At 72.6% G+C, this 16,953-nt stretch carries 16 protein-coding genes, 1 tRNA gene and 1 pseudogene; 11 read left to right on the top strand and 7 right to left on the bottom strand.

Annotated elements, in window-relative coordinates:
* The first annotated feature begins 5 nt into the window (after positions 1-5).
* Both AB0O36_RS02815 and AB0O36_RS02820 read left to right on the top strand, forming a co-directional pair.
* On the top strand, positions 6-362 hold the full coding sequence (locus AB0O36_RS02815) for a DUF805 domain-containing protein (protein ID WP_365103096.1): 357 nt from the start codon (positions 6-8) through the stop codon (positions 360-362).
* 140 nt (positions 363-502) lie between these two features.
* Positions 503-2,722 (top strand): NADP-dependent isocitrate dehydrogenase, encoded by a 2,220-nt coding sequence (locus AB0O36_RS02820; protein WP_365103098.1) that lies wholly within the window; start codon positions 503-505, stop codon positions 2,720-2,722.
* Positions 2,723-2,803: 81 nt separating this feature from the next.
* On the opposite strand, the gene AB0O36_RS02825 is transcribed toward AB0O36_RS02820, so the two are convergent.
* From AB0O36_RS02825 to AB0O36_RS02835, 3 genes are all read right to left on the bottom strand, one after another.
* Positions 2,804-3,742 carry a formylglycine-generating enzyme family protein gene (locus AB0O36_RS02825; RefSeq protein ID WP_365103101.1) on the bottom strand — a complete coding sequence of 313 codons (939 nt, stop codon included), beginning with the start codon at positions 3,740-3,742 and terminating at the stop codon, positions 2,804-2,806.
* A gap of 22 nt (positions 3,743-3,764) precedes the next feature.
* The gene (locus AB0O36_RS02830; RefSeq protein WP_365103103.1) at positions 3,765-5,177 is read right to left on the bottom strand and encodes a sulfatase; all 1,413 of its coding nucleotides are present in this window, start codon (positions 5,175-5,177) and stop codon (positions 3,765-3,767) included.
* Positions 5,178-5,437: 260 nt separating this feature from the next.
* Positions 5,438-5,878, bottom strand: a complete 441-nt coding sequence (locus AB0O36_RS02835) for a hypothetical protein (protein ID WP_365103106.1) — start codon at positions 5,876-5,878, stop codon at positions 5,438-5,440.
* A 501-nt stretch (positions 5,879-6,379) separates the two neighbouring features.
* Between AB0O36_RS02835 and AB0O36_RS02840 the strand changes: the two genes are divergently transcribed.
* Together AB0O36_RS02840 and AB0O36_RS02845 are read left to right on the top strand one after the other, a co-directional pair.
* Positions 6,380-8,074 carry a glycoside hydrolase family 71 protein gene (locus AB0O36_RS02840; RefSeq protein WP_365103108.1) on the top strand — a complete coding sequence of 565 codons (1,695 nt, stop codon included), beginning with the start codon at positions 6,380-6,382 and terminating at the stop codon, positions 8,072-8,074.
* Between the two features lie 109 nt (positions 8,075-8,183).
* A complete protein-coding gene (locus AB0O36_RS02845; RefSeq protein WP_365103110.1) occupies positions 8,184-9,377 on the top strand; it encodes an aminotransferase class V-fold PLP-dependent enzyme in 1,194 nt (397 codons plus the stop codon).
* 115 nt (positions 9,378-9,492) lie between these two features.
* On the opposite strand, the gene cobF is transcribed toward AB0O36_RS02845, so the two are convergent.
* Positions 9,493-10,245, bottom strand: a complete 753-nt coding sequence (gene cobF / locus AB0O36_RS02850; RefSeq protein WP_365103112.1) for a precorrin-6A synthase (deacetylating) — start codon at positions 10,243-10,245, stop codon at positions 9,493-9,495.
* An 18-nt stretch (positions 10,246-10,263) separates the two neighbouring features.
* Here cobF and AB0O36_RS02855 point away from each other — a divergent pair, with 18 nt between their 5' ends.
* From AB0O36_RS02855 to AB0O36_RS02870, 4 genes are all read left to right on the top strand, one after another.
* Complete coding sequence (locus AB0O36_RS02855; RefSeq protein WP_365103115.1) at positions 10,264-11,019, top strand: (Fe-S)-binding protein; 756 nt, start codon at positions 10,264-10,266, stop codon at positions 11,017-11,019.
* Between the two features lie 125 nt (positions 11,020-11,144).
* A complete protein-coding gene (locus AB0O36_RS02860) occupies positions 11,145-12,626 on the top strand; it encodes a lactate utilization protein B (protein WP_365103117.1) in 1,482 nt (493 codons plus the stop codon).
* Positions 12,623-13,303 carry an LUD domain-containing protein gene (locus AB0O36_RS02865; protein ID WP_365103120.1) on the top strand — a complete coding sequence of 227 codons (681 nt, stop codon included), beginning with the start codon at positions 12,623-12,625 and terminating at the stop codon, positions 13,301-13,303. The genes AB0O36_RS02860 and AB0O36_RS02865 overlap by 4 nt, the downstream gene beginning before the upstream one ends.
* Positions 13,304-13,307: 4 nt before the next feature.
* On the top strand, positions 13,308-13,700 hold the full coding sequence (locus AB0O36_RS02870; RefSeq protein WP_365103122.1) for a VOC family protein: 393 nt from the start codon (positions 13,308-13,310) through the stop codon (positions 13,698-13,700).
* Positions 13,701-13,785: 85 nt separating this feature from the next.
* Here the strand turns inward: AB0O36_RS02870 and AB0O36_RS02875 are convergent, their stop codons facing one another.
* Positions 13,786-14,256 (bottom strand): DUF309 domain-containing protein, encoded by a 471-nt coding sequence (locus AB0O36_RS02875; RefSeq protein WP_365103123.1) that lies wholly within the window; start codon positions 14,254-14,256, stop codon positions 13,786-13,788.
* Between the two features lie 105 nt (positions 14,257-14,361).
* On the opposite strand from AB0O36_RS02875, the gene AB0O36_RS02880 reads away from it, so the two are divergent.
* Positions 14,362-14,438: transfer RNA gene (locus AB0O36_RS02880), tRNA-Pro, on the top strand.
* A 216-nt stretch (positions 14,439-14,654) separates the two neighbouring features.
* Here AB0O36_RS02880 and AB0O36_RS02885 read toward each other — a convergent pair.
* Together AB0O36_RS02885 and AB0O36_RS02890 are read right to left on the bottom strand one after the other, a co-directional pair.
* Positions 14,655-14,870 carry a DUF6243 family protein gene (locus AB0O36_RS02885; RefSeq protein ID WP_365103125.1) on the bottom strand — a complete coding sequence of 72 codons (216 nt, stop codon included), beginning with the start codon at positions 14,868-14,870 and terminating at the stop codon, positions 14,655-14,657.
* 410 nt (positions 14,871-15,280) lie between these two features.
* Positions 15,281-15,819 (bottom strand): annotated as a pseudogene (locus AB0O36_RS02890) (arsenite S-adenosylmethyltransferase); the annotation flags it as partial.
* 113 nt (positions 15,820-15,932) lie between these two features.
* On the opposite strand from AB0O36_RS02890, the gene AB0O36_RS02895 reads away from it, so the two are divergent.
* A complete protein-coding gene (locus AB0O36_RS02895) occupies positions 15,933-16,310 on the top strand; it encodes a metalloregulator ArsR/SmtB family transcription factor (RefSeq protein WP_365103127.1) in 378 nt (125 codons plus the stop codon).
* On the top strand, positions 16,307-16,759 hold the full coding sequence (locus AB0O36_RS02900) for an arsenate reductase ArsC (protein ID WP_365103129.1): 453 nt from the start codon (positions 16,307-16,309) through the stop codon (positions 16,757-16,759). The genes AB0O36_RS02895 and AB0O36_RS02900 overlap by 4 nt, the downstream gene beginning before the upstream one ends.
* Positions 16,760-16,953: the final 194 nt, after the last annotated feature.

Genomic DNA, 16,953 nt, shown 5'->3' on the forward strand with positions numbered 1-16,953 from the left:
GACCCGTGAACATCTACCTCGACGTGCTGAAGAAGTACGTCCTCTTCACCGGCCGGGCGCGTCGCCAGGAGTACTGGATCTTCACGCTGTTCAGCACCATCGCCTCGGTGATCCTCATGGTCATCGACTTCGCCCTCGGCATCTACCCGCTCCTCACCGCCCTCTACATCCTGGCCACCCTGCTGCCCTCCCTCGGGGTCTCGGTGCGCCGCCTCCACGACACCGGCAAGTCGGGCTGGTTCATCCTGCTCGGCCTCATCCCGTTCGTCGGCGGCATCATCATGCTGATCTTCATGGCCACCGAGGGCGAGGCGCAGCCCAACGCGTACGGCCCGAACCCCAAGGCCGCCACGGCCTACTGACCGCCGCCACGGCACGGTCCGAACGCCGGTCCCGACGGATGCCGCCGGGACCGGCGCTTTCGTGGTCCGCCGGCTGAGATATCTTGATGTCGAGCAATGTTGCAGACGTAGAGACGCATACGTGGAGCGGAGAGCATCCGGTGACTGACTCGACCATCATCTACACCCACACTGACGAGGCCCCGGCCCTCGCGACGTATTCCTTCCTGCCTGTGATCCAGGCGTACGCGTCGACCGCCGGTGTGACCGTCGAGACCCGCGACATCTCCCTGGCCGGCCGTATCATCGCCAGCTTCCCCGAGTACCTGCAGGAGGGGCAGCGCATCGCCGACGCCCTCGCCGAGCTCGGCGAGCTGGCCAAGACCCCCGCCGCCAACATCATCAAGCTGCCGAACATCTCGGCCTCGATCCCGCAGCTCAAGGCCGCCGTGGCCGAGCTCCAGGGCCAGGGCTACGCGCTGCCGGACTACCCGGACGACCCGAAGACCGACGAGGAGCGCGACATCCGCGCCCGCTACGACAAGGTCAAGGGTTCCGCCGTGAACCCGGTCCTGCGCGAGGGCAACTCCGACCGCCGCGCCCCCGGCTCGGTGAAGAACTACGCCAAGGCGCACCCGCACCGCATGGGTGCCTGGACCTCCGAGTCCAAGACCAACGTGGCCACCATGGGCGAGAACGACTTCCGCTCCACCGAGAAGTCCGCGACCGTCGCCGAGGCCGGTACCCTCCGCATCGAGCACGTGGCCGCCGACGGCGCCGTCACCGTGCTGCGCGAGTCCGTCCCGGTCCTGGCCGGCGAGGTCGTCGACGCCTCCGTGATGCGCGTCGCCGCCCTGCGCACCTTCCTCTCCGAGCAGGTCGCCCGCGCCAAGGCCGAGGACGTCCTGTTCTCCGTGCACCTCAAGGCCACGATGATGAAGGTCTCCGACCCGATCGTCTTCGGCCACGTGGTCCGCGCCTTCTTCCCGAAGACCTTCGCGGCGTACGGCGAGACCCTCGCGGCCGCCGGCCTGTCCCCGAACGACGGCCTCGGCACCATCCTGAACGGTCTGGCCGCGCTGCCCGAGGGCGACGCGATCAAGGCCTCCTTCGACGCCGAGATCGCCGAGGGCCCGGCCCTGGCGATGGTCGACTCCGACAAGGGCATCACCAACCTGCACGTGCCGTCCGACGTGATCGTCGACGCCTCGATGCCGGCCATGATCCGCACCTCCGGCCACATGTGGGGCCCGGACGGCCAGGAGGCCGACACCCTCGCCGTCCTCCCGGACAGCAGCTACTCCGGTGTCTACCAGGCCGTCGTCGAGGACTGCCGGGCCCACGGCGCCTTCGACCCGGCCACCATGGGCTCCGTCCCGAACGTCGGTCTGATGGCCCAGAAGGCCGAGGAGTACGGCTCCCACGACAAGACGTTCGAGATCGCCGCGGCCGGCACCGTCCGCCTCGTCGACGCCGCGGGCAACACCGTCCTGGAGCAGGAGGTGTCCGAGGGCGACATCTTCCGCGCCTGCCAGACCAAGGACCTGCCGATCCAGGACTGGGTCAAGCTGGCCGTCACCCGCGCCCGCGCCACCGGCTCCCCGGCCGTCTTCTGGCTCGACGAGACCCGCGCCCACGACGCGCAGCTGATCGCCAAGGTCAACACGTACCTCGCCGAGCACGACACCGAGGGCCTGACCATCGAGATCCTGTCCCCGGTCGAGGCCACCGCCTTCTCCCTGGAGCGGATCCGCCGCGGCGAGGACACCATCTCCGTCACCGGCAACGTCCTGCGCGACTACCTGACCGACCTCTTCCCGATCCTGGAGCTGGGCACCAGCGCCAAGATGCTCTCGGTCGTCCCGCTGATGGCCGGCGGCGGCCTCTTCGAGACGGGCGCCGGCGGCTCCGCCCCGAAGCACGTCCAGCAGCTGGTCAAGGAGGACTACCTGCGCTGGGACAGCCTCGGCGAGTTCTTCGCCCTGGCCGCCAGCTTCGAGCACCTCGCCACCACCACCGGCAACGGCCGCGCCCAGGTGCTGGCCGACACCCTCGACCGCGCCACCGGCACCTTCCTCAACGAGGACAAGTCGCCGACCCGTCGCGTCGGTGGCATCGACAACCGCGGCAGCCACTTCTACCTCGCCCTGTACTGGGCGCAGGAGCTGGCCAGGCAGACCGACGACGCCGAGCTCGCCACCGCGTTCGCCCCGCTCGCCAAGACCCTCGGCGAGCAGGAGCAGACGATCGTCGACGAGCTGATCGCCGTCCAGGGCAAGCCGGCCGACATCGGCGGCTACTACCAGCCCGACCCGGCCAAGGCAGCGTCGGTGATGCGCCCGTCCGCGACCTTCAACCAGTCGCTGGGCCTGCTGGGCTGACACCTGCCCCCAAGCGCGAGCGTGCAACGCCCCGGCCGGCATCCGCCCGGCCGGGGCGTTCCCGTACCCCTGCGCCGGCCGTCAGCTGGGGTCGGCGGCGACCCGGAAGCCGATGTTGCCGGCCGAGCTGTCCGGTGTGTTCCGGGTACGGGCCGCCACCCGGTAGCGGTTGCAGTACGAGTCGTGGCACATGTGGGAGCCGCCGCGCATCGCCCGCTCCTCCCCGCCCTGCGGCCGGAACCGGTCCGCGCACCACTCCCACACGTTGCCCACCGTGTTGTAGAGGCCGTGGCCGTTGGGCCGGAAGGACTTCGCCGGTGCCGTGCCCGCGTAGCCGTCGGCCCGGGTGTTGTGCACGGGGAAATCGCCGTTCCATATGTTGCACAGGAACCGCCCGCCCGGCCGGAGCTCGTCCCCCCACGGGTAGCGGGCCTGCTCCAGTCCGCCCCGGGCCGCGTACTCCCACTCCGTCTCCGTCGGCAGCCGGGTGCCCGACCAGGCGCAGTACGCCCGGGCGTCGTTCCACGAGACGTGCACCACCGGATGGTTCTGCCGGTCGGCGAAGGAGGAGCCGGGGCCCTCGGGGGACCGCCAGCTCGCCCCGGACACCGCCCGCCACCAGGGCGTGCCCGCGACGGCGGGCGAAACGGCCGCCACGGCCTCGGCGAGGAACCCGGCGAAGACGAAGCTGAAGCCGAAGGACTCCGCCTCCGTCACATGGCCGGTGGCCTTGACGAAGGAGGCGAACTGCGCGTTGGTGACCGTGGTCGGCGCGATCCGGAACCCGGCCACCTCGGCCTCCCGCACCGGGCCCTCGCCGTCCTCCGGGAACCCGTCCGGATCGTCGGTGCCCATCAGGAACCGGCCGCCCGCGATGTCGACCAGATCACGGGCGGCCCGTCGCGCCGCCGGGTCCCCGCGCCGGACGGTGGGGGAGAGGCCGAGCAGTACGGCCCCGGCCGCGCCGGGTTCCGCGTGCGCGTGCTCCCGTCCGGGGGTGCAGCAGGACTTCGGCGACATGTTCGTTTCCCCTCCTGTGGTGCTAGCTGGTGCGGTCGGCGGCCAGGGCGGCCGCGAGCGCGGGTATGCCGAGCGCCTGCTCCTGCTGCGGGGTCGCCCCGTGGAGCAGGTTCGTCAGCTGGTACGGGTCGCTCGCCAGGTCGTAGTACTCGCGGAAGGCCACCGCGCCCGTGCCCGAGACCGCGCCGGTGGCGTCCGTGTGCAGGTCGTAGTACTCGGTGTACTGCCGGTCCTTTGCCACGTACGACGCCCAGGTCTTCGGACCGGTGCCGCCGGTGCCCTGCTTCCACCACTCCACCAGGAGGTGGTCCCGGGAGGCGGAGCCCAGCAGGGAGTGCCCGTCCTGGCTGTGCGTCGGGGTGATCCCGGCCGCGTCCAGGATCGTCGGCGCGATGTCGATGTTGGCGACGATCCGGTTGTCGGTGGTGCCCGCGCCGAGTCCGGCGGCCGGCCAGGAAAGGTGGAAGGGGACTTCGTGGGAGGGGGAGTAGGGCACCGACTTCTTCAGCCAGCCGTGGTCGGCCCAGGTGTAGCCGTTGTCGGCGGTGTAGATGACCAGGGTGTTGTCCAGCTGGCCGAGCGCCGCGAGCTTCTCGCGGATCGCGTCCACCGCGTCGTCCACGGAGAGCAGGGCGCGCAGCTGCCGCTGCCGCAGCGCCCGGGCGTCGGCGAGGGTGGCGGTGGCGTTCTTGATGTAGTTGGGCTTGTCGCCGCGGTCGTCCTCCGGGACGGAGGGGCGGCCGTTCCAGACCGGCACGGGGGTGTCGGCGTACTTCGCGGCGGGGGTGTTGGGCTCGTGCGAGGCGTAGGGGGTGACGTACGCGAACCACGGGCGGGTGTCGGTGGCCGCTGCGTCGAGGAAGGCCAGGGTGCGGTTCTTGATGATGTTGGTGGTGTAGCCCGCGAGCTGCTGCACCGTGCCGTTGATGTTCCAGTTGGCGTTGTTGAAGCCCGGCTGGAGGAGCGCCCATTCCTCGAAGTGCGGTGGATTGTCGGCGAGCGTCCAGGAGTTGAGGTACTTGCCGAACAGGCCGGTGCGGTAGCCGGCCTGCTTGAGGTAGCGCTGGACGGTGGTGGCCTGGTTCAGACTGTACGAGGCCGCGTTGTTGCGGACGCCGTGGTTGTGGGCGTGACGGCCGGAGAACACGGAGGACCGGGAGGGGGAGCACAGCGGCGTGGCCGCGTGCCCGTGGGTGAAGGTGACGCCCTGTCCGCCCAGCCAGTCGATCAGTTTCGGGGTGGCCCAGTGCGTCTGCTTGGGCTGGTCGTCGGTGACGATCAGCAGGATGTTCGGGCGGGACGCGGACGCGGACGCGGTGGCCGCCGGGCCGGCCGCCCGGGCCAGGCCCGGGGTGGCGGCCGCGGCGGCCGCGGCCGCGGCTCCGGCCAGGAATCCGCGTCTGCCGACGGAGCTCTTCCGGGGGTGCTCGCTCACGATGGTCTCCTGTACGTGCGGGGACGTGTGACGTACGCAGCAAGACCCTAGGGGCGGCGTGCGGCGGCGCTGTGGCAGCCGTATGTCAGTGCCGTGGCAGCGGTGTGGCATGTGAACGGGCAGGTCAGCGGGCAGGCCGATGGGCACGGCAGCGGGCACGCCGGCGGCACGTCAGCCGTCGGGGTGACGGGCGTGTCGGTGCGCACGCCGGCAGGCACGACAGCGGGCAAGGGCGCGGGCACGCCGGACGGAACCGTGGGTCAGAGCCGGTGCACGCGTTCCTGCTCCAGTCCCAGCGGGAACCGCCCGGCGGCCAGGATCCGCAGCCCGGGAGCGACGGCCGGCAGCCCGCGCAGCCAGTCGAGGGCCTCCAGGGTGAGCCGGTCGGCGTCGTCGAGCACGAGCAGCATGTCCCGCTCGGCGAGGTAGGAGGCAGCGCCGGCGGTGCCGCGCGGCGGGAACGGCGTATCCGGCGCGCAGTCCAGCGCGGCGGAGAGCCGCCGTACGCCGAAGCCGTGGCGCACGGTGACCACCGCCGTGCCGTCGAGGAAGTTCGAGGCGAGCCGTTGCGCGATCTCGCGGACGAGCAGGCTGCGCGGCTCCCGGGAGTGCCCGGTGACCGTCACCACCCGCCCGCGCCGAACGGCGGTGAGCAGTCTGGACAGTTCGTCCGCCGTGGTCGGCAGGGTCTTCATCGGCACGATGCCCCCATGCATACGTGTCCCATGCATACGTGTCCCGAGCGACGGCTGGTGATTTCAAGCCGTATCAACGACGAGTATGCGCCAGTTGTGCGGGATGGCCAGGGGAACGGCATATTCCGCCAAAACGCCCGCTATCCGGTGGCCCCTTCCCTCTGAACGGGGCGCCGGTGCGCGCGTACGGGGCCGGGCCCGCCGCCCCCGAGCCCGGCCCCCGAGCCCGGCCCCAGAGGCCCGCCCCCAGGCCGGTCCCCCGGCCCGTCGACGGCTCCGGTAGACGGATGCGGGAGCGCGGCGCGGGGCCGCGTACGGCGCCGGTGAGGGCCGGACCCGGGCGGCGCGGGCGGGGGGTGGACGGTGAACCCGGCTGCGTAGTTCCCGTGGTGCCTGTGACGTACGTGCCATGCCCGTACGACCCGTGAACGGTTGTCCGCCGGACGGGAATCCGCTCTACTGCTGTCCAGTCCCAGGACGGGGCATATTCCAGGGAGGGACCGGGGCATGACTGTGCATCACCGGAAGAGACGGCCGGTCCGCCGGCGACGGCCGGCGGTGTCCTTCCTGGTCGTCGCCTGCCTGCTGGTGACGGGCTGCGTCCTGGCCGGCATCGTCTGGGACCCCTTCCGGGCCGGTGCCGGAACCACGGGCACGGCCTCCCGCCCGGCCGGGAAGGGCGCGGCAGCCCCGGGCGGAGCCGCCGCGAGCCCCACACCGCCCGCCCCGGGCAGCGGCGAAGCACCCCTCCCCGCCGGGCAGATGCCGACGGCCGGCCCGAGCAAGGGCGGCGGGGGCGGCCAGGACGGGCCGGCCACGACCCGCCCGGCGGGCGTCCTGCCCTTCGACCTCCCGCCGTCCGCGACCCTGAAGAAGAGCAGGAAGCTCGTCTTCGCCCACTACTTCACCCCCTACCCGCTGTCCCTCGACAACCTCAGCGCCGACCGGGACTACTACACCCGCAACTACCTCAACCCGGACGGCGAGGGCGGCAAACACGGCGCCTACGGAGGACTGCTCCGCGACCGGCCGCTGCCCGTCCAGCCCAAGGACGGCAACTGGGTGCTCGCCAACCTCAAGCAGGAGGTGCGCACCGCCCGCGCGGCCGGCCTGGACGGCTTCACCCTCGACCTGCTCTCCCTCTCCGGCCGGAACTGGGACTGGTCCAAGGCGCTCATGGAGGCCGCGCACACGACCGACCCCGGCTTCAGGATCATGCTGATGCCGGACATGACCTCGCTCCGGACGGACGACCCGGCCGTCCTCGCCGACTCCCTCGCCCAGCTCGCCAAGTCACCCGCCGCGCACCGCCTCCCCGACGGCCGGCTCGTCGTCTCCCCGTTCAAGGCCGAACAGAAGAGCGTGGCCTGGTGGACCCGGGTGCTCGACACCCTGAAGACCAAGCACGGCATCCGCACCGCCTTCGTACCGCTGTTCCTCGACTTCGGCGCGCACCACGCCGCCTTCACCCCGATCAGCCACGGCTTCTCCGAGTGGGGCAGCCGGTCCTACACCGGCCAGGAGAGCTCCACCCGCGACGTACGGAGCGCCCACGCGGCCGGCAAGATCTGGATGCAGCCCGTCTCCGTCCAGGACGCCCGCCCCAACCAGGGGATCTACGACGAGGCGGGCAACACCGCCACCCTGCGCGCCACCTGGACCCGGGCCATCGAGGACGGCGCCGACTGGGTGCAGCTCACCACCTGGAACGACTACTCCGAAGGCAGCCAGTTCGCGCCCTCGCTGCACAACGGCCACACCTACCTCGACCTCAGCTCGTACTACCTGAGCCGGTTCAAGACCGGCTCCTGGCCGAAGATCGTCCGGGACACCCTGTACCTCAGCTCCCGCACCCAGTTCGCCTCGGCCGACCCCACCGGGGACCAGTCGCTGCTGATGAACCTGCGCCGGGGCAGCGCGGCACCGCGCGACTCGGTCGAGGTGCTCAGCTTCCTGACCGCGCCGGCGTCCGTCCGTACGACGGTGGGCTCGGCCAAGACCTCGTACGACGCCCCGGCCGGGCTGCACGCGAAGCTGCTGCCGCTGCGTACGGGCACCAGCGCGGCGGAAGTGGTGCGCGCAGGGCGCGCCGTGAAGGGCGCCGAGGTCGAACTGCCCTACCCGGTCACCCGTTCGGTGGACGTCCAGGACCTCCAGTACTACGCGGCGACGAGCGCCCGCGACACCCCGACCTGCTGCTGACACCGCACCCCCGCACGGAGTGTGGGGAGGGCAGGATGGGGGAGACCGGCGCAGGGCCACCGCCCCGCGCGCACCGCACCCGTCGCCCCACACCCTGGAGCCCCGCACCGTGACCACCGTCGCAGAGTTCCCCGGCGGGCGGCAGCTGTTCCGGCTGTCGCCCGACGTCGCCCACCTCAACCACGGTTCCTTCGGCGCCGTCCCCATACCCGTCCAGGACGCGCAGACCGCCCTCCAGCGGGAACTCCACACCGATCCCGACGCCTTCTTCATCGGCGCCGCCGACCGCGTGGAGGAGGCCCGTGGGCGGATCGCCCGGCACCTGGGAGCGGGCGCGACAGGGGGAGAGGCCGGGCGAGAGACCGTGGGAGAGGCCGTCGGCGCCGACCCGGCCGGCCTCGCCTTCGTGTCGAACGCCACCGAGGGCGCCAACCTCGCCCTCACCGCGATCCCCTTCCGGCCCGGTGACGAGATCCTCGTCACCGACCACGGCTACGGCACCGTCGTCGCGGCCGCCGCCCGCTTCGCCCCCGTCACCACCGTGCCACTGGGCCCCGACCTGCCCGACGAGGACGCCGTGTGCGAGGCGGTCCTCGCCGCCCTCACCCCGCGCACCACGGTCGCCGTACTCGACCACATCAGCTCGCCCACCGCCCGGATCATCGCTGGCCCGCGGCTCCTCGCCGAGCTCCGCGAGCGGGGCGTCACCACCGTCGTCGACGGCGCCCACGCCCTCGGCATGATCCCCGACCCCCTCGCCGGCCGACCCGACTTCTGGTTCGGCAACCTCCACAAATGGGGTTACGCCCCGCCCGGGAGCGCCGTACTCGCCGTCGCCCCGGACCACCGTGCCCGGGTCCGCGCGCTGGTGCCCTCCTGGGAGGACCACCACGGCTTCCCCCGGTCGGTCGAATACCGGGCCACCGTCGACTACACCAGCTGGCTGGCCGCCCCCGAGGGCCTCGACCTGCTCGACCGGCTCGACGCGGCCAAGGTGCGCTCCCACAACAGCGCCCTCGCCGCGTACGGGGCGGAGGTCCTCGCCGAACTCCCCGGCCTGCGGCCGCTCCCGTACTCCGAGGGCCTGGCCATGCGCGCCCTCCGGCTGCCGCCCGGCATCGCCGAGACCCGGGACGAGGCCGCCGCGCTCCGCGAGGACATCGCGGCCCGGCACCGCATCCGGACGCTGATCTGGCCCTGGCCGGGCGGCGGCGGCATCCGGGTCTGCGGCCAGATCTACAACCGCCCCGAGGAGTACGAACGCCTGGCGGCGGTGCTGCCGGCCTACCTGAGCCGGGCCTGAGCCGGAGCCGGGCCCAACCGGGCGGGGCCGGAGCCGCGCCCGAGCCGGGCCCGGAGCCGGGTCCGGCGGCCCGGCCCGGGATCAGCCGCGCCCGGGGACCTGCCGAGCCCGGGGATCAGCCCCGCCGCAGCAGGTAGGTGTCCATGATCCAGCCCTTGCGGGTCCGCGCCTCGGTCCGCAGCTCCTCGATCCGCCCGGACACCTCGGCCAGCTTCCCCTGCACCAGGATCTCGTCCGGGGTGCCGACGTACGCACCCCAGTAGATGTACAGGTCCTGGTCCAGGTACCGGGTGAACGCGTGCCGCGCGTCCAGCATCACCACCACGTCGTCCGCGTCGGCCGGCCAGCCCTCGGCCAGCCGCCGGCCGGTGGTGATCTGGACCGGGCGGCCCACCCGGTTCAGGTTCGTGCGGTGCCTGGCCAGCAGCGCCGAGATGCTGCTGACGCCCGGCACCACCTCGTAGGCGAACTCCACCCGCCCGTGCTCGGTGACCTCCTCCAGGATCGCCAGCGTGGAGTCGTACAGGGACGGGTCACCCCACACCAGGAACGCTCCGGTCTCGCCGTCGGCGAGGTCCTCCGCGATGAACCGCTCGAAGATCCCCGCCCGTGCGCTGCGCCAGCCGTCGACCGTGGGCGCGTAGTCGGCCGGGGTGCGGTCGCGGTCCGGGTCGCGGCCCTCCACCAGCCTGTGGCCGGGGCGGGCGTGCTCGTCGAGCATCGCGCGCCGCAGCCCGGTCAGGTCCGCCTTCTCCTCGCCCTTCTCCAGGATGAGGAAGGCGTCCGCCGCGCCGATCGCCTTGACCGCCTGCAGGGTGAGGTGGTCCGGGTCGCCCGCGCCTATACCGATCACTGAGAACTTCTTCACCCGGCTATTCTGCCCGTCATGCGCGTCGCCCTGTTCGTCACCTGCGTCAACGACGCGCTGTACCCGGGCACCGGCATCGCCGTGGTCCGGCTGCTGGAGCGGCTGGGGGTGGAGGCCGACTTCCCGGCGGCCCAGAGCTGCTGCGGCCAGCCCCAGTACAACACCGGCTACCGGTACGAGACCGAGCCGCTCCTGCGCCGTACCGCCGCCGCCTTCGCCGAGTACAGCCACGTGGTCACCCCGTCCGGCTCCTGCGCGGCGATGATCCGCGAGCACTATCCGCGGATCGGCGCGAAGGCCGCCGCGGAGGGGCGGGGCGGGGCCCTGGCCGCCCTCGCCGCGGACCTCGCCCCGCGCGTGTACGAGCTCACCGAGTTCCTGGTCGACGTCCTCGGAGTGACCGACGTGGGCGCGTACTTCCCGCACACCGTCACCTACCACCCCTCCTGCCACGGACTGCGCGGACTGGGCCTCGGCGACCGGCCGCGACGGCTGCTGGCCGCGGTGAAGGGGCTGGAGCTGGTCGAACTCCCCGCCGCCGAGGAGTGCTGCGGATTCGGCGGCACCTTCGCCGTGAAGAACCCGGACGTGTCCGCCGCGATGGCCGCCGACAAGCTGCGCCACGCCACCGCCACCGGCGCGTCCGTCCTGTGCGGCGCGGACAACTCCTGCCTGGCCCACCTCGGCGGCACCCTGCGCCGGGCCGGTTCCCCGCTGCGCACCCTGCACCTCGCCGAGATCCTGGCCGCCACCGAAGCGGAGCCGCTGCTGTGAACGGGACCGGAACGGGGTCGGGGTCGGGGTCGGGGTCGGGGTCGGGAACAGGCATGGGCACGGGAACGGGAACAGGAACCGGTACGGGAACAGGTACGCGTGCGGGCACGCACACGTTCGTCGGCATGCCCGCCTTCCCCGCCGCCGCGCGGGAGGCCGTACACGACGACACCCTGCGCGCCAACCTGCGGCACGCCACCCACACCATCCGCGACAAGCGGGCCCGCGCCGTCGCCGAACTCGCCGACTGGGACCGGCTGCGCGAAGCCGGACGGGCCGTCAAGGACCACACCCTCCGCCGGCTCGACCACTACCTGCTCCAGCTGGAGGAAGCGGTCACGGCGGCCGGCGGCACCGTCCACTGGGCCGCCGACGCCGACGAGGCCAACCGGATCGTCACCGAACTGGTCCGCGCCACCGGCGAACGCGAGGTCGTCAAGGTCAAGTCGATGGCCACCCAGGAGACCGGTCTCAACGAGGCCCTGGAAGCCGCCGGCATCGCCGCGTACGAGACCGACCTCGCCGAGCTCATCGTGCAGCTCGGCCACGACCGGCCCTCGCACATCCTGGTCCCGGCCATCCACCGCAACCGCGGCGAGATCCGCGACATCTTCGCCCGCGAGATGGGGGAGTGGGGACGGCCCGCACCGGAGGGGATGGACGACACCCCGGCGGCGCTCGCCGAGGCGGCCCGGCTGCACCTGCGGGAGAAGTTCCTCCGGGCCAAGGTGGGCGTCTCCGGGGCCAACTTCATGGTCGCCGAGACCGGCACCATGGTGGTCCTGGAATCGGAGGGCAACGGCCGCATGTGCCTGACCCTGCCCGAGACGCTCATCTCCGTCGTCGGCATCGAGAAGGTGGTCCCCACCTTCCGCGACCTGGAGATCTTCCTCCAGACCCTGCCGCGCTCCTCCACGGCCGAACGGATGAACCCGTACACCACCATGTGGACCGGGCTGGGCCCGTCGAAGGGGGCCGACGGCGACGGCCCGTCCGCCTTCCACCTGGTCCTGCTCGACAACGGCCGCACCGACACCCTCGCCGACGAGGTGGGCCGGCAGGCCCTGCGCTGCATCCGCTGCTCCGCCTGCCTCAACGTCTGCCCGGTCTACGAACGGGCCGGCGGCCACGCCTACGGCTCGGTCTACCCCGGCCCGATCGGCGCCATCCTCAGTCCCCAGCTGCGCGGCACCGCCTCCGAGATCGACGCCTCCCTGCCGTACGCCTCCACCCTGTGCGGCGCCTGCTACGAGGTCTGCCCGGTGGCCATCGACATCCCCGAGGTCCTGGTGCACCTGCGCGAGCGGGTCGCGCAGGGCGGCCCGGTGACCCGGCAGGGCGTACGGGTCCGGCTCCGCCCGGCCAAGGGGCACGCGGCGGAACGCGCCGCGATGCGCGGGGCCCGGCTGCTCCTGGACCACCCGGGCGCGCTGCGTGCCGCCGAGCGCGTGCTCGCCCGCACCCGCCGATTCCGCCCGCACCGGCTGCCCGGCCGCTCGGGCCGGGCCTGGACCGACACCCGGGAGCTGCCGGTGCCCCCGGCGCAGTCGTTCCGGGACTGGTGGGCGGCACGCGAACGGGCGAAAGAAGGGAACACGCCGAAGTGAGCAGCAGGGACCAGATCCTCGCCCGCATCCGGCGGGCGGTCGGTGCCCCGGAAGACCCGGCGGACACGCTCGCGGCGGCCGTCCGGCGGGACTACCTGACCACCCACGCGGACCGCACCCCCGAGCAGCGGGTGGACCTCCTGGCCGCCAACCTGGCCGAGTACCGCGCCCGCGTCCACCGCACCGACGGGAACGGCGTCGCGCCGCTCCTGATGCGCCTCCTTGCCGAACGCGAGGCGCGCACCGTCCTGGTGCCGCCCGCGCTCCCCGCGCACTGGCTCGCCACGGCAGGGGTGACGCAGGTGGCGGACCGGGCGGGGCAGACCACCGCCGAACTCGACGCGGTGGACAGTGTGGTGACGGGCTGTGCCCTGGCCATCGCCGAGACCGGCACCATCGTCCTGGACGCCGGCCCGGACCAGGGCCGCCGTCGCATCACCCTGGTCCCCGACCACCACATCTGCGTGGTGCGGGCCCCCGGCCAGGTGGTCGACTCCGTCCCGCAGGCGCTGCCGCTCCTCGACCCCACCCGCCCGCTGACCTGGATCTCCGGCCCCTCGGCCACCAGCGACATCGAGCTGGACCGGGTCGAGGGCGTCCACGGCCCGCGCACCCTGGACGTCGTACTCCTCGACGACTCCGGCCGCCTGGACCGCCCCGACGGCCCGGCACAATGAGCGGATGCCCTCCCACATCGCCCTGACCGCCCTCGTCGTCGCCGACTACGACGAGGCCATCGACTTCTACACCCGTGCGCTCGGCTTCGAGCTCGCCGAGGACACCGCACGTCCCGACGGCTCCCGCTGGGTGGTGGTCCGGCCGCCCGGCGCCAAGGAGTCCGCCCTGCTGCTGGCCCGCGCCAAGAACGACGCCCAGCGCGCCCGCGTCGGCGACCAGACCGGAGGCCGGGTCGGCTTCTTCCTCCACACCGACGACTTCGCCCGCGACCACGCCCGCATGGCGGCCGAGGGCGTCCGCTTCCTGGAGGAGCCGAGGCACGAGGCGTACGGCTCGGTCGTGGTCTTCGAGGACCTCTACGGCAACCGCTGGGACCTCCTCCAGCCGGTTGGCTAGGACCTGTCCGGCGGATCGGGACCGGTAGGTCGCGGCGTCCGCTGCGGTGCATCCGCCGGACAGGCCCCAGAGGCCCGACCGGCCCCTATCCGCCGGTCAGCCGCGGCGCCTCCCGCGCGGCGTCGATCCGCTCCCCGCGCTCCACCCGGTGGGCCAGCCCGTCGGCCCACCGGACCAGGGCGCCCAGGTCCATCCCGTACGCCACCCCGCCGCCTCCGAGCCCTGCGGCACCGCGGCGCAGCAGCCGGGCCCCGCCCACGGCGTTCCCGCGCGCGGCGTGCGTCAGCCCGACCGCCAGCTGCGCCAGCGCCCGCCACAGCCCGGCCTCCTCCGCCGGCCCGGTCTTCCAGGCGTCCTCGAACACCTCGTGCGCGTGGAACGGCATCCCGGCGTCCAGCAGCCGCTGCGCCTCCCGCACGGTCTCCTCCGGACCCCGCACCACCCCCTCGGGCTGCCGCTCGACCCCGGTCTCCCCGTAGGGCAACGGCCGCCCCAGCCCGTCCCGCGGCCGCGCGTTCCGCGCCCGCCCGGCACCGTCCCTGTCCCTGTCGCTCACACCCCCATCCTCGCGCGCCGGTGACCGGTGCGTGAGCACCCTTCGGCGTGGGGTAATGTTCTTCCTGCACCGCCACCCGGGGATCACACCGGGTGACAGGAGCATCGGGACGTGGCGCAGCTTGGTAGCGCACTTGACTGGGGGTCAAGGGGTCGCAGGTTCAAATCCTGTCGTCCCGACCATGCGGAAACGCAGGTCGGAGGCCGTTCTCTCATCCGTGGGAGGGCGGCCTTTCGTGCGTCCGGGGCCATTTCGCGGTGGTCGTGAGCAGTGGTGGCCCTGCGGCTCATGTGCCGCGTCGCCCGGTGCGGTGGGGGAGCCCTGGTACGGAGGCAGGGCCCGGACCCTGCGCCGTGGTCCGGGCCCTGCTCCGTGGGGTGCCGCTCTGCGGCGGTGCGTCAGTTCTGTGCGGTGCCGTCGCTCGCCTGGCCGGCGGCCTCGGCTGCGGCCGTCTTCTCGCGCATCTTGCGCACCAGCTCCGCCTTCCTGTCGGCGGCGCCCTGGCGGTCGAGGTTGCGGTGCGGACCGTTGTTCTGCCGTTCGGCGCGGGACTGCCTCTTGCGCTGGCCGCCGCCCTGGCCCACGGGGTTGTTGATGTTCTTGCTGTCGGTCACGGGTTCTCCCGGTGGTGATGTGAAGTGATCTACGGATTCATCGGTGGGGGACGGGCGCGGCGACGTGGAGGGACGTCAGCGGGGGCCCGTCACGCTCTCACTCGTCATCGGTGGTCTGGAAGAACATGACAAAGACGTTACCCGGTTCCGCAGGCTCCGCGCGCCAGTGTTTTCGCCGCCCCGGCGTTGCCTCGGGAGGGGGTGGGCAGCGGAGTTCTGCTGCGATGACGCGCCGCTCGTTGTCCGTCAGCCGGCCTCCCGCTCGCGCGCATGGGTGGAGCGTGGCCACCAACGCCACTCGCCCCCGGCGGCGTTGACGGCGTACGGAATCCAGGGGCTGGAAGAGGGCGCTCCGGCGCCGTTGGTGTTCGGGGCCCGGCGGCCTCTTCGGCCGGGGAGGGCGCAGTGGTGGGCTTGGTGGCGCGGACGATGGCGGAGTGCATGCCGTCGGCGACGGCGTGCGTCGGGGTGATCTCGACGTTCGCGAACCCGGCGGCCTCCAGCCCGTGGCGGTACTCGGCGAAGGAGAGGGCGCCGGCGATGCAGCCGACGTGGTCCCCGCGCCCGGCCCGTTGCTCGGGGGTGAGGGTGTCGTCGGCGACGACGTCGGAGATGCCGAGGCGGCCGCCGGGCTTGAGGACGCGGAAGGTCTCGCGCGGCGGGCAGAGAGGAGGACGTCGATGCCGCCGCCCGAGCCCAGGTCCAGGACCCGCTCGCCTTCGCGCAGGTCCGCGACGGCGGTGGGGTTGCCGTAGCCGAGGGAGGCTGCGACGGCCTCGGCGGGCAGTGCCTCGCACTCACCGGCGGCGTAGAGGGTGGAGCCGAAGTTCTCGTCGATCTCGATGGCCTCCGGCCCGCAGCAGGCGGTGCCGCCCTCGGTGACCTGGCGGGCTGCCGCGGCGTAGCGGCGGCGGACGGTTTCGCGCAGGTCGGTGGATTGCCCGCTCATGACGATGGCTCCCAACGGGCAAAATGCCCTGCCCGGCGAGGGCAGGAACAGGCTGCTTCGATGTTCTTCGATTCAACATTGCGTCTTGGATCGAAGGGCGTCAATATAGAGACATGCCGAAACAAGAGCTCGTGGTCCTCGGTCAGGAGGCCCAAGCCTGCTGCGGCCGGCTCGCTGCCGCCCCGCTGGACGAGGACCAGGCCGCCGACCTGGCGAAGGTGTTCAAGGCCCTGGGTGACCCGGTCCGGCTGCGGCTCCTGTCGATGATCGCCTCCCGGGACGGGGGCGAGGTCTGCGTGTGCGAGCTGACGCCGGCCTTCGAGCTGTCCCAGCCGACGATCTCCCATCACCTCAAGCTGCTGCGGCAGGCCGGGCTGGTCGACTGCGAACGCCGTGGCACCTGGGTCTACTACTGGGTGCTGCCCGCAGCCCTGGAACGCCTCGCCGCTGTCTTGAAGGCACCGCAGGCCGCCGAGGAGGTGGAGGCGTGAGCGGGGAGCCACTGGAGTCTCCTGCTGTGAACCCGTCCGCCTCCCGCCCGTCCGTGCTGTTCGTCTGCGTCCACAACGCAGGCCGCTCACAGATGGGCGCCGCCTTCCTCACCCACCTCGGCCGGGGCCGCGTCGAGGTCCGCTCCGCCGGTTCCGCCCCGGCCGACGCCGTCAACCCGGCCGTGGTCGAGGCCATGGCGGAGGTCGGCATCGACATCTCCGCCGAGACACCGAAGGTGCTGACCGTGGAGGCCGTCCAGGCGTCCGACGTGGTGATCACCATGGGCTGCGGCGATGCCTGCCCGTACTTCCCCGGCAAGCGCTACCTCGACTGGACCCTCGAAGACCCCGCCGGACAGGGCGTCGCCGCCGTCCGGCCCATCCGCGACCGGATCGAGCGGCGGGTCCGCGCACTGCTCGACGAACTCGGGATCCCCGTCACCGGATGACCATCCACGACGGTCCGCCCTTCGCTCGCTTCAGGCCGTGCGGCTGACCGGGAGTCGTCCTGCTGTCACGCCCACGGGCATGACGATCGGACATGACGATCGGGCATGACGATCCATCCGCAGGATGCGATCCGGGTCCGGCGGGCGCACTCCCCGAGCGATGTCGCGGTGGACGTCCTCGGCAGGTCCGGAGC

This window comes from Streptomyces sp. NPDC089799 (assembly GCF_040684755.1).
Lineage (GTDB): Bacteria > Actinomycetota > Actinomycetes > Streptomycetales > Streptomycetaceae > Streptomyces.

Coding starts and splice junctions, on each gene's coding strand:
- AB0O36_RS02825 (WP_365103101.1), bottom strand. CDS start 3,742: ATGTCGCCGAAGTCCTGCTGCACCCCCGGACGGGAGCACGCGCACGCG.
- AB0O36_RS02840 (WP_365103108.1), top strand. CDS start 6,380: ATGACTGTGCATCACCGGAAGAGACGGCCGGTCCGCCGGCGACGGCCG.
- AB0O36_RS02855 (WP_365103115.1), top strand. CDS start 10,264: ATGCGCGTCGCCCTGTTCGTCACCTGCGTCAACGACGCGCTGTACCCG.
- AB0O36_RS02860 (WP_365103117.1), top strand. CDS start 11,145: ATGCCCGCCTTCCCCGCCGCCGCGCGGGAGGCCGTACACGACGACACC.
- AB0O36_RS02870 (WP_365103122.1), top strand. CDS start 13,308: ATGCCCTCCCACATCGCCCTGACCGCCCTCGTCGTCGCCGACTACGAC.
- AB0O36_RS02895 (WP_365103127.1), top strand. CDS start 15,933: ATGCCGAAACAAGAGCTCGTGGTCCTCGGTCAGGAGGCCCAAGCCTGC.